Origin of the sequence: Sphingobacterium puteale (assembly GCF_050986225.1) — a bacterium.
GTDB lineage: Bacteria > Bacteroidota > Bacteroidia > Sphingobacteriales > Sphingobacteriaceae > Sphingobacterium > Sphingobacterium puteale.
The window spans coordinates 6758396-6774880 of sequence record NZ_CP158959.1 but is presented as its reverse complement, the minus strand read 5'-3'; the positions used below and the strand labels follow the sequence as shown (position 1 = coordinate 6774880).

Genomic DNA, 16485 nt, shown 5'->3' with positions numbered 1-16485 from the left:
GACGCTATTTTTTTGCCTGGGCGATGACCAGATTCATGGACACTAAAAAACAGCCGGTTTCATCCAATTGTTTCAGGGTTTGTTGGAATTCATCAAATTCTGCTTGGCTCAATTTGCCTTTTTCGAACATTTCCAAGAGGATGCTGTCTAAAAAAAGATAACGGTTGGCCTCTTCTTTTGAACGTGTCACCATGCACAACGTTTGCAGTTGAACATCTTGAAATCCATTTGCAAGGAGGTCTGCTGTTAGCTTATTGCCCGCCCAGCCGTTGTTGATCTTCTCTTCGGTCAAATAATGGCAGATCTTGGCTTCTATGCTTACATGTTGGGTGTAGAAAGTCAGGCTATTCCAGATGGTTTCAACGATAACCACAGGTTGCCCCTTGCCCAATATGCGATATACCTCACGAAACATCTTTTGTGGATCAGTCAAATGCTGGACAAGACGTTCCATCCGCACTCCGGAAGCCTCCTCATCTTTGAAATCGAGCTGATATACCTCACCCTGAACAAAATTAACATTGCTGATTCCGTCGCTACCTGCTTTCGCATGATCAATCAATTTCGCATCATGGTCAATGCCGATCACCTGTACTTCGCTTCCCAGCATATTGGCCAGGTTAATAGCATCCATTCCGGTACCGCAACCCAAATCGGCAAGGAGCCCTTCTTTGATCGTAGTGAAAGGAGAATAGGACTGTATTTTTAATTGCTTGAGAAACTCTCCGGTATCCTGTAAATAACCGGCGCCATAGTGTTTAGTGTCCATTACAAAATATTTAGATTACGTTGATCTGTATTGTGATCTGCCGATGTGTGTTGCAAATTTTTTATGACTTCTTCAAGATCCCACCGGTCTAGGTTAGGGATGTCTATTTGATAGTGAATTTCAATTTCTTTATTCCGCAGGGTTTCTATCCGTACGATATTGGAATTGTTTCGGAGGGAGAAAATGGCTTCCTTATTTTCCTGATCTGCTTCAGTCAACGTATCCAGATTTCTCATGATCATGACTGTCGCCACTAAGTCTAATTTTGGATAGTAAAAAGTACCATTGTTACCAACGCTGGTATCTATGCGGTAACCGACACTTTCTGCCAGTTTTACCGTATATGGAGCACACAGTGCAAATAACGATTTGATCCCGATCTGTGTGCTGATGGCTGCTCCGGCCCTGGTGAGGAAAATACTGCCGATTCCATATCCTGCGATTTCACGGGAGTTCCATAGCCCGCAGCCTTCGCCGGTACCGTGTAAAGCGTAGTCGTATACTAAATCGTAAATCCGCGCATCCATGGCACCTGTAGCCTGTTCTATCGGCAACGGCTCACTTCCTCCGGCGGCATGTATCCGGACACCTCCATATACCTTCTCACCATCAAGAGATTCTACAATAAGGACGAATGACGCCGGATTATACATCCATTCGTTCTTGGATGAAGTAACTTTCTTGACGCCTATCGCTGTCAAGACATGGGCGTGCCCTTCTATAAAACGTTCACAGGTCGTAGGATCGTCGATAGCACGAAATGCTCTCAGTCTAACTACCGGACGTCCATCGTTGAATAATAATGCCACCGAAATGCTTTAATTTATCGTTGAAACACAAAACTAATCAATAAAAAGCAAAAGGTGTTTAAAGCTTTGACAAATAAACACCTTTATGATCTGCCGTTTACAAAAAATATGTGTAAGGCTGGTCCTATATGTAAAAGTCAATTATAAAAATAAAGATCGCGGATCAGTTTGGAATGACCTATCAACGTTTTTGTAAACTATTCTTATAAATTTGTCCGTCTTTGATAATAAGGAGAAAATTCTTGTCCGGATCGGCCAGCAGTGTCAAGTCTCGGAGCGGATCGCCATCGACCAGAAGCATATCGGCCAAGGCTCCTTCTTCGATCACGCCTAGTTTACCGGGATATGGGCTCCGTAAACCCGCAAGCTGTAAAAGCTCCGCGTTGTCCTGGGTAACCATTTTAATGATCTCAGCATTCGTAAACCATTTTTGAAGACGGAGGATAAATGAATTTTGCAGTTCATTCAGATCTGGTTCAAAAAGGAAGTCGGTTCCCCAGGCGAGCTTAACACCGTGTTTCTTGGCCAAAGGCCATACTTTTTCCTGTCCTTCGATAACGGGCTTGCGTTTTATTCGCCTTTGCGGATCCATATCAGGAGTGTCTTCGACCAGATTTTGTAAGCTGAGCCAGATATTTTTCTCTGCAAGAAGTTGCAGCGTTTCCTCATCCAATAGCTGTCCGTGTTCGACGCACTTTACCCCTGCTTCGACCGCCCGGCGTATCGCCCTGGGCGTATAAGCATGTACGGTAACATAAGTGCCCCAATCTTCTGCTGCTTCGACCGCCGCCTTCATCTCATCCAGGGTATATTGTGTAACATCCACGGGGTCATACGCTGAGGAAGTTCCCCCGCCGGCCATGAGTTTGATCTGACTGGCGCCGAACCGTAAATTTTCCCTGACGGCGGTCAGTACCTCATCGCGTCCGTCGGCTATAAAAGTGGCTCCATATCTTTCGGCGCGTGAAACAATGCCGAAGAATCTGCGCGATTTTTCCTCTGGCGTCCTAAAATCACCATGCCCCGCAGTTTGGCTTATCGTAGCCCCGGAAGGCCAGATCCTGGGGCCGATTAGTTTACCTTTGTCAATCGCAGCCTTTAATGGAAAAATCGGCCCGCCCACATCGCGCACACTCGTAAATCCACGCATGAGCATTTTCCGCGCTGATTGGCCAACCTTGTTTACCAGAAATTCCTCAGAAAGATCGTTTGTCATCATCTGTGGCATAGTAAGTGCTCCAAAAACCAAATGCACGTGGGCATCAATCAAGCCGGGCAATAATGTTTTGCCTTTGGCATCTATCTTTGCAATTTCGGCTCCCGTGGTTTTAATGGGTGCAGCACTGATTGTTTGAATCGTGTTGCCATTGATCAGAACGTGCTTCAGGCCGCTAAGGCTCTGGTTTTTATAATCTATGAGTTTGACATTTTCCAAAAGGATCTGTTTTTGCTGTGCTGTTAAAGCATGGATACTGCAAACACAGAAAAAGAAGGTAAGTACATGACGTAAACGCATAATTATTAAAATATAATGTGTTTAAATAATACTATGACTATAGTCATCAGACCATATAAAAGGCCTGTTTGATGAAAGCTATTTCCTAAGTTAAATATAATTTGGATATTTCTTTATTATAGTGTAATAATATTTCGCCATAATTAGTCGATAAGTGTTTCTGTACGATCAAAAAGTGCTATAATCAGCGCTAAATTTTTAGTAAATTTGTTGCTGATTATGATCAATCTAACTCGATGGCTAGGGCAGTATCAACAGGTCATCCCTGGCATATTTTCTCTCCGGGCCTCGCTGCGGTACGCTTTTTTGCTGGGAGGATCCTGTTATCTTTTTTTAATCATTTTTCAGCCTTTTGGTACCTACAATTTTGAGGATTCAGCCAAATATATACTATTGATGGGCTATGGGGGTATTTTCGCCTTATCTTATCTATTCGCTTCCGCCTTATTGGCCAACGGAAAGAAATGGACGGTAAAAAAAGAATTCCTGCGTATGCTATTGGTATACGTAGCAGCGACAATATTGAATTTTTTATACAATAGTTGTGTTGTGAGCCGGGTGTCCATGCAATGGATCAACTTGCTGTATATGGGACTTTATACCCTGTCGCTTTATGTGCCCATCGGACTGATCTATTTTTTAATACTCATAAAAACGGATCGGGGTAAACCGACCGAGTCTGTATCGGTCCCTGTCGCCCAGAAGCAAGTTTTGCCGATACGGGTGAGTTTACCGGCGCAGCGTATATCGAACCTCGGTGCTCATGCCCCAGCAACTCCACTATTGGGGAGCTTAACGGATCAGCATGCCGTTGTTTCTGATAACAACGCTATTGCTTGTCTTGCTAATGGAAGCCAGCTTGTATGTTTTGGCCGACAGGATTTTATATTTGCCAAATCCATGGATAATTATTGTGAGGTCTATTTTTATGAAAATAAAATAGCCAAAAAAGAGATTATACGGATCACTTTGGGAAAGTTAGAGGAGCAATTGACAGATGTGAACATACACCGCTGCCATAGATCCTATCTGGTTAATTTCGACAAGATTCTGGTCAAGGAGGGCAATGCAAAAGGCTATCTGTTGCGTTTCGCTGATAGGGACGAATATGCACTGGTATCGCGTTCGATGCTCCCGGCTGTAAAAGCCTATTTATTGAAATGATGTGGTTCAATTGGCTTGCGATAATCTGTACCATTCGTCCCTAAATCTGGCGAACCGCCACATATTTTTGTTAGTCCTGACATTGCCATATAGTTTTGTCCCCAAAAAAATATGAATCGCACTAATTTCAACTTGCTTGTTTTGTTTTTCTTTTTCGGGATTTACTTTGCATTAGACCAGCTATTTTTTGCGGCTGTTCAGTCCCGGATAATCGGCTTTATTCACAACAGGGCCCTGGCCCATATGGTAGCCTATATCCTCAGCCTGCTGCCTTTGCTCTTAGGGGCACTTTTACTCAAGCCTAAAGATCAGGATACACTGGTGTCTAAATTTGGAGTAAATGGTTCTCCTGCTTTAGGGATAGGAATCGCCGCGTTGGCAACACTCCCGATGTTTATCGGTTATGCATTTAGGTTTTCTTTGATCAGGGAGCCCGATTTCAATTCATTGGTCATTAATACCTTCTCTGCGGGATTGTTTGAAGAACTTATCTTTAGGGCTTATTTTTTTGGTCTTGTTTACCGCTATACACGCCTTGGGTTTATTCCCGCTATTCTGGCAACTTCGTTGGTGTTTGCATTCCTGCATCTATATCAAAGTCAGGATCCGATGGAATTGGTTCTCATTTTTATGACAACATTTTTGGGATCGGTATTGTTTGCCTGGTTATATACGGAGTGGAAGTTTAATCTTTGGATTCCGGTAGCCTTACATATATTGATGAATCTGGCCTGGATGCTATTTAATGTGGACGACAATGCTGCGGGCAACTGGTATGCTAATATCTTCCGCTTTTTGACGATCGCTTTGGTTATCGTATTGACAGTAATAAGAGCCAAGAATATGAAGATCGGTCTACGGGTAAATCGAAAGACACTCTGGCGCAAGTTATAAAATTAGGAAGCGTGAAGTTACGGAGATACATTGGCGTTTGTGTGATATCGGTAGGGACGGTATATGGACGTTTCCGAATTTATAGCAATATGGGAGAACCCCTGAATACCAGTATTTTTTTTCGGCACAGGAATCGCTATCTTCACCTATATGAAAAGACTGTTATTTTTACCTGCGTATATGCTTGTCGGAAGTACTATTTTGATGGGAATGTTAAGCTGTGGTGACGGAGCAAAAAAGAAAGTTATCCAGAAGGCGGATTCGGTGCAAATGGATGTGAGTGCGATCAAAGATACCGCGGTAGCGGAGAAGTTTCCGCCCTTGCCGATCAATTATGATCAGACGAAGGTCTTGAAAAATCTGTATGTGATCGACCGTGCAGGCGTGGTTTTGCGTCAGGGGGCAGATGACAATGCTCCGGCGCTTGGAAAATATCCGTATGGGACAAAACTGGACGTGATCGGTGAAGAGGGGGAATGGCTTGCAGTGATGGATCGCATACAACGGGATTATAAAGGCCCCAATGGTGAAGCCAATGATGTAACACAATGGGAAAAAGGATATGTGGCGAAATCTAAATTGGGTAAGCAGGATAAAATAACAATATCACCCAAAGATTTAAATATTATTGTCTCACAGAGGGTGAACGGAAAGGAAAACTATTACGAAAAAGGGCATCCTTTGGATCAGCATCTCTTTTTGGAATTAATAGATGAGCAAACTTTTTTGGCCGCTCGAAATACGGCAGAAGACTATCTGATCAAAGACACACTTTCATATATTAAAAACGGAAAGATTTTGGAATTGCCATTGGCAAACGGAAAAAAATTGACATTTACAGATAAGGATATAGATAATGAGCTGGAATCTCGCTATTCGTATATGGGGCATTACGATTTTCTGAATGCTTTTGCCGTCGCGGGCAACTATTGGGAAAGTGCTGATGTACGCCTTTTTGATCGGCAGGATGGTCATCTTATTGTGGAATGCGGCGATTATCCTTTCTTTTCCGCGGATAAAAAATATTTGATGACGTTGCATGCTGATCCCTATGAATCAACAGGTGATCTGCAAGTCTTCCACGTGAAACAGGGAAAAGTGATCCCAATGCTTTCAGTTAGTTTTAAAGAATGGATGCCGACCTGGAAAGAGGAACTGATGTTCTGGGGTAAAGATGGGTATATCTATACCGCTGCCAACCACGTGAATGGTTATTGGGGCGAGGAAGGAAGTTTGAGTGAAAGATCTCAGTTTATTAGAATCAAGTTGCTTAAACCTTAGTCGGTGCCAAAGAGGGAGTTTTGCCGATTCAATTTGCGAATATCAGACTGCATGAACACTATTTTTCTGTTTTAAGTAAAACTATTCTGGGACGCACCTGTTGTATTCCATAAAATAGATTATAGTTTGTAATTTAGCTGAATGAAACTAAAAACACTACTGTTATTTGCTGTGCTATGTTGTTCTTTTCTCCTCGTAAAGGCACAAGATAAATCTTGGAAAGAACACAATAGATGGATCTGGGGACCTTCGGTAGGGTATCAATACCAAAGTGGCAATTTCTTAAAAGTTTCAGGATGGGGTTTATTTGCCCCAAACGATTTTCAGTATATGAAAATAGATGCTGGTGCCAATTTTAGTTGGATGGAGAACCGGACAACAGTGGTTCCGGAGGTGGGCTTTACCTATTATCTGAATGACTTTGTACTGTTTCCTTTTGTAAAGGCCGAGCTGACTCCTTATACGATAACGCCTAAAGTTGGCGCAAGTTTGTTTTCTATCGTCGACTTGGGTATAGGCTATGGCTTTGATTATAACACAAAGAAGAATTTTAAGCCTATAGATGGTTTTACGGTATCTGTGGGAGTGAATATCCCCTTGAATTTTCATCTCTATTAAAATGATGAACCATGCAAAATAGAAATACACTTTGGATAACCTGTATGATCATATTGCTTGCATTTGGAAGAAAGGCCACTGCACAAGATCATTTGATCGGTCCAACACTGAGCTACCAGTTCCAAAAAGGAAGCATCGTTAAAACAGGAGCCTATTTTGCATTTCCATTTTTAGGTGATAATATCTTGCGGGCGGATGCCACAGCCAACTTTACCTGGACACAAAAGAAATTTGCTGTTATTCCAGAAGCAGCGTTAACCTATTATCCGCAAACGTATGTATTAACACCATTTGTACGTGCGGAGGTGACCCCGTATACTTTCACTCCAAAAGTCGGGGCCAGCTTGGCGACACTGTTGGATATCGATTTTGGATATGGCTTTTCCATCAAAGACAAAAAAGATTATCGTCCAATGAAGGGGTTTGCTGTATCCCTGAGATTTAGTATTCCGCTGAACTATAGGCTCAATATGTAACCGCTACCATTATATCTGCCTTTTCCTAGCCGGCAGATGCTTGCTCGATGACTTGATCCTGGATCACTTGCATGTAATTTAATAACTTCATGGATAGTGAAGTGTACGCTCAACCCGAGGTTATTGATCGAGCCAATTTTTGAAAGCAGCGACTTTCTCCCTCGAAACGATAAGTTCGTCAGATTCGTAGTGGTTGAGGTATATTTTCAATCTGGCATTGGAATGTATCGCAATAGTTTTGATGGCATTAAATTGAACAATGTTGCTTCGGTTTATTCTGAAAAAGTCTTTGGGTGACAATTGTGGCGTCAAAGCATCTAAGGTTTGGTCCAATAGGTAATTCCCATTTTCATTGGTATACAGGTAGGTCCCTTTGTTTTCGCTGTAGATACACTCGATCTGCTGGCTGGTTACAATCTTGAGGTTTTGGCCGATCCTGATGGTAAAACGCTCCTTAAATGTTTGAGTGGTATTTTTAAATAATGTCTCAAAAGTTGTTAGATCAAATGGAGAGACTGGGCGCCGAAACTGCAGAAACTTTTCAATCGCATTTTCCAGTTCTTCATCTTCAATCGGCTTTAACAGGTAATCAATGCTATTTTGTTTAAATGCCCGTAATAGATATTCATCATACGCTGTCGTGAAAATGATAGCCGAGCTAGGTCTTACCTGTTCGAGGATTTCAAACGATATGCCATCAGCAAGTTGAATGTCCATAAAAAGTAGATCAGGTTCGGCATTTGACCTAAACCATTCAATCGATTCTTCAACGGTCTGCAGTGTTGCTGCTACCGTGTAACCGAGCCGTTCCAATTTTCTTCGGAGCAATCTTGCGGAGGGAAGTTCGTCTTCTATAATTAATATTTTCATTGGATATTTTCGTTCCCATTGATCGTCTGATCCCTGAGTGGTTTATTTATTTCGCATTCAGGTCATACCTGCCTGCTTATGACATTTAATTGCTACTGGTATTTTCTTTGTTTTATTTAATGGTCTCTTGGACCGGATTGATCCTTGTCATCAAATACTACTGGCATTGACTTGTTTTTGAACTAGCTGGCTTTCATGCTACTGTTTCGGCAATAATCGGCAGCCCCACAGAAAACAAATCAACGCTTTCCTGAATGTAAACTGGTTGATCGGACAGTAATGCATAACGTTCCTGGATATTTTTTAAACCGATGCCAGGGGTGCTGTTGAATACTTTCTTTTTCTGGAGATTGTTTTCGACATATAAATAATCGTTTTTACGATAAATCTTCAACATCAGTGGACTCTTTAACGAAATAATATTGTGCTTTACTACATTTTCGATGAGCAATTGGAGAGAAAGCGGTAAAATACAACCACTGCTCTCGTCTTGATGGATATGCAAATCAATCTGGATGCCTGCTTCAAACCGCAGATTCAAGAGATTCAAGTAGGCTTTTGAAAAGGTCAGCTCTTCCTGTAAGCTAACAAGACTCTTGTCTTTATGTTCCAGTACGTAGCGGTATATCCTTGAAAGGTCCGTTGTAAACAGGCTTGCCTTTTTGGGATCTTCTTCGATTAGTCCATTCAGCACATTTAAGCTGTTGAACAGAAAGTGGGGATCCAATTGGTTTTTTAAAGATTCGAACTGTGCTGTGATCTGTTGTTTTTCCTGTTCCGATTCTTTAATCTGGTAATCTTTGAACCTTTTATAAAAATAGAAACCAAAAAACAGCATTGAAATGAACCAGGAGATAATCGCAAGTTGAAAGTAGTAAGCAACACGCTGTTGATTAATAAAATGATTGAAGCGTTGGAGAAAGTCTTTAGATCCGGTCGGGATAAACAGGCCGGAAAAAAAAGCATTTACTAAAAAAACCACCAGTATGGTCAAGATGAAACTGAGACTATAAAAAGCAATCATCTTCTTTTTAAAAGCCTTACTGCTTGGATATTTTTTTGTGACCCACTTTGATAAATAACCATGACCCAGAAAAAGAATAAATCCATACAATAAACCTCTTGCCATATTAGGATGCAAGATGATGGATAGTAAAGGGATGTCTTTATGATCGAGCTTGGCCACCACGACAAAATAGGTGGAAACAACCACACTTGCTAATATGGCCTGAATAATGGGTCTAATTGGGAATCTTTTCACAGCAATATTATTTGCACGCTTTTAGTATCTGCTCTGCCCGATCTTTACCCCAAGAAGGTGCAAAGGGAGCAGCAGGCTTTTCTTCATTGAATAAAGATACCGCTTTCTTGACATCCTCGCATTCTTTACTGCTGTCCTGATTGAAATATTTTTTGGCGTTCATCTGGAATTCTGCCAGCCCCAACACCGCTCGTGGATTACTGGGTGTGATTGCCAATGCTTTTTTATACAAACCAATGATGATCGGTGATAGCTCCTTGGCTTTTGTCATGGGATCGGTTACCATTAATGCAGTTTTATTCATGGCTCGCAATACGAGCCATTCCGAGTTATTGTCCTGCATACTGTTATTCAGAATGTCTTCGGCAGATTGTATGTATTTTGTCTGCGCTTCTTTGTCCTTTTCCCTAAAAGCGGCTGTCGTCAGGATCATTGCCTGATAATAGGTCGGGATCCAATTGTCTTTTTCGGCTTGGGCAATACGTTCTAAGAGTGCAGCGGCTTTCTGTATCTCCCCGGACTGCCATAAGCCCATGGCTTGCCCCATACTTTTTTCGTAGTTACTTTGTGCAAATGTGCTGCTGCTTATGAAGCAGATAATGGCGATAATAATTGATTTCATGATTTTTCGTTTAGTGGTTAACATTTTTGATTCTTCTATAGCTGGTTCATATCTTGTTGAACTCCAGTGAAATTGCGGATAGTTGCTTGCAATTGGGAATATTTTTGGATGAACCGACATATTTTGATGATGAGTTGTTGATTGTTATAGATTATCCAGTTGATTGTCTTTTTCATTTTTACTTATCGTCCAGAAATAGCCCAAAAAGACAAAGCGTTTAGCTGTAGGCACAATAGCTCTCCGGTCATAAGTCCCTTGTGTATTCGGTCGGTCTGCATATTGATATCCATAGATCGGTGAAGCTCCGAGAACATTACTGACAGAGAAATGGATAATTTTTTGCTGACTGTAGAGGAATGACCAACTCATGGATAGATTATTATATCCTTTGGTATGGCCATTCATAAAAGTGGTTTGGTTCGGGTCGTTGTAATTTCTTCCTGAAACAAACGAATTTGTCAAACTGAGCTGTGATCTGAGGCCTGAAAACCAGTATTTTCCAACAATAAAAAGGCTATGCTTATAAACATAAGAGGGAGTAACTGTATGGGGATAGTTCGCTTCATTTCTTTTGCTGTCTGTGTAGGAGTATGAAATCCAGTATTGTAGATTCTTTACGCTACTGGTGTTTTTGTAAAATACATCAAAACCTTTGACCTTGCCGTTGCCATTGTTGTCATATTGACTGTCGTACCTTGCTGTTTGGCTGTTATATTTTATCAGGTTGTCGTATGTCTTATGGTAGGCTTCCAGACGCAAGAGATGTCCACCCTTCTCGTAAAAGTAATTTGCGATATAATGTCTGGCGGCTAGCCAATCCAGCTGAGGGTCATATTTTAAAAATGGGCTTGGAGCTTGTTGATGAAACGTTCCATAGGCCAGCGAGAGCTGGGTGTACTTGTTCATAGCGTAGCCCAAGGATGCCCTTGGCTCTATTGTTTTTTTGCTTTGTAAATTGGACGTAGTCCCCCGTAGGCCGATCTTTCCAATAAGGTTAGGTAATAGGCCAAAAGTGGTTTCGGTAAACAATGAAGTTATTTTGCTATGGTACCCATAGCTGTAGGCGACTTCTTGACGATGGTATTCTTCCTTGTAATTGTTGTCAAAATATTCTATTCCCCAAATGCTTTTTATACTGTTTTTCCAGGTTTTCCTTAAGGATCCTTTTACATGGAGGCTCTTTTCGTCGTTGGGCAGGTAAATGTTACTGTAATGAAGCTTGTCTGTCAGATAGCCTATTCCAACACCTGAATTGAATGCCCAGCGATTTCCTAAGTCTTGACTATAGGTGATGTTGGCGTAGCTATTGTTGGACTTCTTTTTCAATGGGATAGGCTCCTCGTAATTGATGTCGGACTGAAAAAGCCCCATATTTTCAAAATTGTACGCCCCATAAATATTTAGAAAACCTTTTCTAAACTGATGGCGATAGATCAGTTCTCCGGAAGCGTTTTCATAGGGTTTGGTCCATTTGATGTCGGGGGTAATGATTTTTGAATAGGGTTTTAAGTTTGTATAGCTGTTGTTGAATGTCAGTGAGTTTTTACCCCATTGTAATGTATGCCCCAGACCAAGGCCCACAGATGATAAGGAAACTTCTGTTTTGGGCTGCTCAATGGTGTTTTCTGTACTAAGGGCCAAAATGCTGGATAAGGCATTGCCAAATTCCGCAGAATAACCGCCAGTGGAAAAATTCACCCCTTTAAAGAGCATCGGTGAAAATCGACCCCTGACAGGAACTTCATTTGGGCTTGCGGTATAGGGTTGTGCGACTCGTATCCCGTTGATGTAAGTCTGTGTCTCGGAGGCATCTCCGCCGTGAACCATGAGACGGCCGTTTTCTCCCGCAACTTGTGCACCCGGTAATGTTGCCAGGGCACTAATGATGTTGCCCATGCTCCCAGCCGTGGTGACAATATCCAAAGGGCTCATCACGGTGTTTCTACCAGAGCTGTTGGCTTGAAGGACTCCGGCTTGAATACTGACCTCTTGCAATCGATTCTCGCTGGCCTGTAATTGAATAACCAAAAGTTCCTTATGTGGTAATTCAATGAGTTTGCTATACAGTGGACGACCTACAACTGACGCTTTGATTGTCTTGGCACCCCGCTCATTGGTTTCAAAAGTAAAATTTCCGAGCGAGTCTGTTGTACTCCCATCGTAGGTACCTTCTATATAAACATTGGCTAAATAGATAGGTTTACCGTTTTTCTCTACTATCCTGCCCTTGAGAATAGACTGAGCGAAAACGGTGGTGATACTTAAAAATAATAAGGTTAATACCAGCTTCATTTTATTGACTTTTATCCAAAAATGAAACGGGGCACTTGCTTTCAAGAAAAAGAGTGGATGAAATGTCAAAATATGATGATGAAATGTCGGATTCCGATTTTATGCTGTAAATTAATGCTTGGAATGAGAACCGCTCGTGTTGACGAGCGGTGAAAATTAAGTCACATAGAGATGCGAATAACCATTTTAGATGACTATCAAGATGCTGTCCGACAGTTGGATTGTTTCAAAATACTTGATGGTCATGATGTTGAGATATTGAAACAATCCTATACAGATCCGGCTCTGCTAGCCGAAAAGATTAAAAATACAGAGGCGTTGGTGCTAATCCGGGAGCGAACGAAAATCGTTACGGATCTGCTCGATAAGCTTCCAAACCTGAAGCTTATCAGTCAGACCGGTAAAATTTCCAATCACCTTGACCTAGCGGCCTGTACTGCTTATCAGGTTGCTGTAGCAGAAGGTGTCGGGGCCCCGACTGCACCTGCCGAACTGGCCTGGTTGTTAATTATGAATGGTTTAAGGAAGCTGCCGCAGGCGATTGCTGCGATGAAACGGGGGCAATGGCAGACGAATATCGGTCAGTCCGTGGCAGGAAAAACAGTGGGGATATGGGGCTACGGTAAGATAGGTAGGCTGATCGCCCAATATGCCAAAGCATTCGGCGCGGAAGTGATCGTTTGGGGCAGCGAACGTTCACGGGAAGAGGCAGTGAAGGATGGGCTATTAGCAGCAGCCAGTAAATCAGATTTCTTCCATTTTGCGGATGTGGTAACCTTGCACCTACGATTGGTGCCAGAAACCCGGGGTATCGTAAAATTGGAAGACCTACGGTCCATGAAACCTACGGCGCTATTTGTAAATACTTCACGTGCGGAGTTGGTTGAACAGGGGGCATTGCTGGACGCGTTGCGAATGGGAACTCCGGGCGCTGCAGGCCTGGACGTCTATGAATCCGAACCAGTCACCGATCCCAATTATCCATTGTTGCAAATGCCAAATGTCATCTGTTCTCCGCATTTGGGCTATGTGGAAGAAGATGGATACGAAAAGCTGTTTAAGCCGGCTTTTGAAAATATTGTCGCTTTCGCGCAAGGAAAACCGCAGCATATCGCCAATCCGGAAGTACTTAAAGCTTACCCTAGATCGACCGGCCCGAGCTGTTAACTTGCTTTTTGTAGTGCTAATGGATTTTTCGTTCATGAGTAAATGACGCAAGTAAATGACACCTGTGATGCTACTCTTTGGTCATAAACGGAGCTGAAAATTAGAACCGAATGTTTCTGTTACAATTTGATAGACCAATCCAAATGCGTATTATTGATTATAATACCCTGCATGCAGCAGGGACTCCATGGTTAAAATGAAAAATTTCACACAACTTGATCAGCCCACCGGACGGTCCATATATCTGGATGAAAAGGAGTACCTCTTTTTTGGGGGAACCTCTTATCTGGGGCTGGCCACGGATAAAGCATATGCCGAACTTTTTATTGAGGGAGTGAGACGGTATGGTGTTAATAACGGTACTTCGCGGAATAATAATGTTCAACAGGCTATATTTGATCAAGCTGAACAATATGCGGCGCAGCGATTTGATTTTGAGTCGGGATTATTGCTGTCAAGCGGCTATTTGGCGACCCAATTTGTTGTAAAAATGTTATCAAAGGAGGGTGAGCTGCTTTACGCTCCTTCCTGCCACCCCTCTTTATGGCTTGACGTAAATCCTGCTGTAACGGGCGACTTTAGGGACTGGGGTCTGCGAACTGTCGAGTATATCAATCAATCCAGAGCGGCCTCTTTTGTTATCGTTAGCAATAGCTTGGATAATATGACTCCAGAAAGCTATGACTTCTCGATTTTTAGGAACGTTTCGGCAACGAAGAAAGTAGCCTTAATCTTGGATGATTCTCATGGTATAGGTGTACTGTCTGAAAATGGCATTTCTTTAACCGGGCGTGATTTTCTGGGATTAAATATCGAGCTGATTGTTGTGGCTTCCTTGGCAAAAGGCTTAGCGACAGATGCAGGGCTGATCTTGGCCAGTGCGAAACGGATTGAACAGCTTAAGAAATCAAATTTTTATACGGGGGCCTCCCCCAGTTCCCCGGCGAGCCTCTTTGCTTTTTTAAATGGGGAACACATCTATCGTACACAATTTGAAAAACTGCAGGCAAATATTCGTTATTTCGAATCACTTTCTGATGGATATTTAAATAGCATTGCTAATTTTCCGGTCTTTTCTTCCAAGGATACCAGCCTATATGCAAGGCTGATGGAGTCCGGTATACTGGTCTCGAGTTTCCCCTATCCGCTTCCTACGGACTCCTTATTGAATAGGATTGTGGTCAATGCACATCATACATTTGAAGATTTGGACCGTATTAGTCATGCAATTGGCATATCTTGAATTTTCTATGACATCCAATGAATCAACTTGTTGTAAATTAGGAAATTGTTTTTATTTTTGATATTTATTTCAGTATTTGTTGGATGTGAAATCGCGTTAATTGATTGTAAATGTTTGGCTTTTGGAAGCTTATTTATCAAAAAAGTATTTAAATAATTTCCATTCCTCATTTTAAAACAATACTTTTGCATCCCCAAACATTAGTTGGCTTAAGGGTTGAAAAATAAATAATTACAGTAAAATAGATATGACTAAAGCAGAAATTATTGCAGAAATCTCTAACAAAACTGGCTTAGAGAAGGTAGATGTTCAAGAGACCGTAGAGGCGTTCTTCAAAGTTGTCAAAAACGCAATGATCGGAGGAGAAAATGTATATGTAAGAGGTTTTGGTAGCTTCGTAGTCAAAAAAAGAGCGGAGAAGACTGCAAGAAACATTTCAAAAAATACAGCAATCATTATTCCGGAGCATTTTGTCCCTAGCTTCAAGCCAGCTAAGATTTTCGTAGAGAAAGTAAAAAATGGCAATAAATAATCTTAAAATAGATTAAAATGGCAAAAACCAAACAGATAATAGTCATAGGAGCAGTTGTAGCCTTGGTTGCTGTGCTATTTGCGCAGCCTATTAAAGGTTTGGTGGACAAAGAAAAACAAACTGCTGCAGCATCTGAATCGAAACCTTCCAATGAAGTAAACTTGGAAAATATCTCTTCGATGACAAAACAAGGTTTAGATGCTAGTTTAGTCAAAGAAATTTCCGATATTGAGGCCCAAGTTGCAAAAGCTTCTGGTGAAGATAAGATAAAGCTGTTGCAACAGTTGGCAGATAAGTGGGACGATGTCGCAAAACCAGCCCCTCAAGCATTTGTGTATGAGGAAATGGCAAAGGTTTCCCCTCAATTTGAATATTGGTTGAAAGCCGGCAATGCTTATCGTGCTGCTTATACGAATTTGCAAGATTCTACTTTAGCCCAAGCACTCAATCAAAATGCAATTCATGCTTATGAGGCAGCGCTAAAAGCGAATTCAAGTAGTCTGGATGCAAAGACAGGATTAGGTGCCGCAATGGTATCAGGAACAAACAACCCAATGGCAGGTATTGCTTTATTACGGGAAGTTGTTGCTGCTGATCCTAAAAACTTAGAAGCGAATAAAACTTTGGGATTGTTTTCATTACAGTCCCGTCAGTTTGACAAAGCCATCGAGCGTTTTAAGACCGTTATCGATCAGAAGCCCGATGCAGAGTCATACTTTTACTTAGCCACAGGCTATGAAAATATTGGGATGAAAAAAGAGGCCGTCACTGCTTTTCAAAAAAGTAAAGAGCTGGCTGCTGATCCATCCCTATCACAATTCATCGATCGAAAGATTGCGGAATTGAGCAAGTAATTAATTTATTATTTATAATCATTAAAAAATTTAGCTATGCCAAGCGGAAAAAAAAGAAAAAGACACAAGATGGCTACTCACAAACGTAAAAAACGTTTAAGAAAAAATAGACACAAG

The 16485-nt window shown here is 41.7% G+C and carries 16 protein-coding genes; 9 read left to right on the top strand and 7 right to left on the bottom strand.

The window, feature by feature from the left end; genetic code table 11:
• Positions 1 to 4 precede the first annotated feature (4 nt).
• From ABTV71_RS28060 to ABTV71_RS28050, 3 genes are all read right to left on the bottom strand, one after another.
• Positions 5 to 769, bottom strand: coding sequence for a methyltransferase domain-containing protein (locus ABTV71_RS28060; protein WP_433901807.1), 765 nt, complete (start codon positions 767 to 769; stop codon positions 5 to 7).
• Complete coding sequence (locus tag ABTV71_RS28055; protein WP_433901806.1) at positions 769 to 1578, bottom strand: hypothetical protein; 810 nt, start codon at positions 1576 to 1578, stop codon at positions 769 to 771. Before ABTV71_RS28055 ends, ABTV71_RS28060 begins: the two co-directional genes overlap by 1 nt.
• 181 nt (positions 1579 to 1759) lie before the next feature.
• Positions 1760 to 3094 (bottom strand): amidohydrolase family protein, encoded by a 1335-nt coding sequence (locus ABTV71_RS28050; protein WP_433901805.1) that lies wholly within the window; start codon positions 3092 to 3094, stop codon positions 1760 to 1762.
• A 219-nt stretch (positions 3095 to 3313) separates the two neighbouring features.
• Here ABTV71_RS28050 and ABTV71_RS28045 point away from each other — a divergent pair, with 219 nt between their 5' ends.
• The 5 genes from ABTV71_RS28045 (at position 3314) to ABTV71_RS28025 (ending at position 7527) form a co-directional block, all read left to right on the top strand.
• On the top strand, positions 3314 to 4258 hold the full coding sequence (locus ABTV71_RS28045) for a LytTR family DNA-binding domain-containing protein (RefSeq protein WP_433901804.1): 945 nt from the start codon (positions 3314 to 3316) through the stop codon (positions 4256 to 4258).
• Positions 4259 to 4369: 111 nt separating this feature from the next.
• Complete coding sequence (locus tag ABTV71_RS28040) at positions 4370 to 5152, top strand: lysostaphin resistance A-like protein (protein WP_433901803.1); 783 nt, start codon at positions 4370 to 4372, stop codon at positions 5150 to 5152.
• 150 nt (positions 5153 to 5302) lie between these two features.
• Positions 5303 to 6433, top strand: a complete 1131-nt coding sequence (locus ABTV71_RS28035; protein WP_433901802.1) for a hypothetical protein — start codon at positions 5303 to 5305, stop codon at positions 6431 to 6433.
• A gap of 141 nt (positions 6434 to 6574) precedes the next feature.
• Complete coding sequence (locus ABTV71_RS28030; RefSeq protein WP_433901801.1) at positions 6575 to 7051, top strand: hypothetical protein; 477 nt, start codon at positions 6575 to 6577, stop codon at positions 7049 to 7051.
• A gap of 11 nt (positions 7052 to 7062) precedes the next feature.
• The gene (locus ABTV71_RS28025; RefSeq protein ID WP_121125450.1) at positions 7063 to 7527 is read left to right on the top strand and encodes a hypothetical protein; all 465 of its coding nucleotides are present in this window, start codon (positions 7063 to 7065) and stop codon (positions 7525 to 7527) included.
• Positions 7528 to 7647: 120 nt separating this feature from the next.
• Here ABTV71_RS28025 and ABTV71_RS28020 read toward each other — a convergent pair whose 3' ends face one another.
• The 4 genes from ABTV71_RS28020 to ABTV71_RS28005 all read right to left on the bottom strand — a co-directional run bounded on the left by ABTV71_RS28020 (position 7648) and on the right by ABTV71_RS28005 (position 12572).
• On the bottom strand, positions 7648 to 8397 hold the full coding sequence (locus ABTV71_RS28020) for a LytR/AlgR family response regulator transcription factor (RefSeq protein WP_433901800.1): 750 nt from the start codon (positions 8395 to 8397) through the stop codon (positions 7648 to 7650).
• Between the two features lie 193 nt (positions 8398 to 8590).
• Positions 8591 to 9658 (bottom strand): sensor histidine kinase, encoded by a 1068-nt coding sequence (locus ABTV71_RS28015; protein WP_433901799.1) that lies wholly within the window; start codon positions 9656 to 9658, stop codon positions 8591 to 8593.
• Between the two features lie 7 nt (positions 9659 to 9665).
• Positions 9666 to 10280, bottom strand: a complete 615-nt coding sequence (locus ABTV71_RS28010; RefSeq protein WP_433901798.1) for a hypothetical protein — start codon at positions 10278 to 10280, stop codon at positions 9666 to 9668.
• A 144-nt stretch (positions 10281 to 10424) separates the two neighbouring features.
• Positions 10425 to 12572, bottom strand: coding sequence for a TonB-dependent receptor (locus ABTV71_RS28005; RefSeq protein ID WP_433901797.1), 2148 nt, complete (start codon positions 12570 to 12572; stop codon positions 10425 to 10427).
• A 171-nt stretch (positions 12573 to 12743) separates the two neighbouring features.
• On the opposite strand from ABTV71_RS28005, the gene ABTV71_RS28000 reads away from it, so the two are divergent.
• The 4 genes from ABTV71_RS28000 (at position 12744) to ABTV71_RS27985 (ending at position 16368) form a co-directional block, all read left to right on the top strand.
• On the top strand, positions 12744 to 13739 hold the full coding sequence (locus tag ABTV71_RS28000) for a D-2-hydroxyacid dehydrogenase family protein (RefSeq protein WP_433901796.1): 996 nt from the start codon (positions 12744 to 12746) through the stop codon (positions 13737 to 13739).
• A 196-nt stretch (positions 13740 to 13935) separates the two neighbouring features.
• Positions 13936 to 14982, top strand: coding sequence for an aminotransferase class I/II-fold pyridoxal phosphate-dependent enzyme (locus tag ABTV71_RS27995; protein WP_433901795.1), 1047 nt, complete (start codon positions 13936 to 13938; stop codon positions 14980 to 14982).
• A gap of 247 nt (positions 14983 to 15229) precedes the next feature.
• Positions 15230 to 15514 carry an HU family DNA-binding protein gene (locus ABTV71_RS27990; protein ID WP_028071165.1) on the top strand — a complete coding sequence of 95 codons (285 nt, stop codon included), beginning with the start codon at positions 15230 to 15232 and terminating at the stop codon, positions 15512 to 15514.
• A 17-nt stretch (positions 15515 to 15531) separates the two neighbouring features.
• Positions 15532 to 16368 (top strand): tetratricopeptide repeat protein, encoded by an 837-nt coding sequence (locus tag ABTV71_RS27985; RefSeq protein WP_121125456.1) that lies wholly within the window; start codon positions 15532 to 15534, stop codon positions 16366 to 16368.
• Positions 16369 to 16485: the final 117 nt, after the last annotated feature.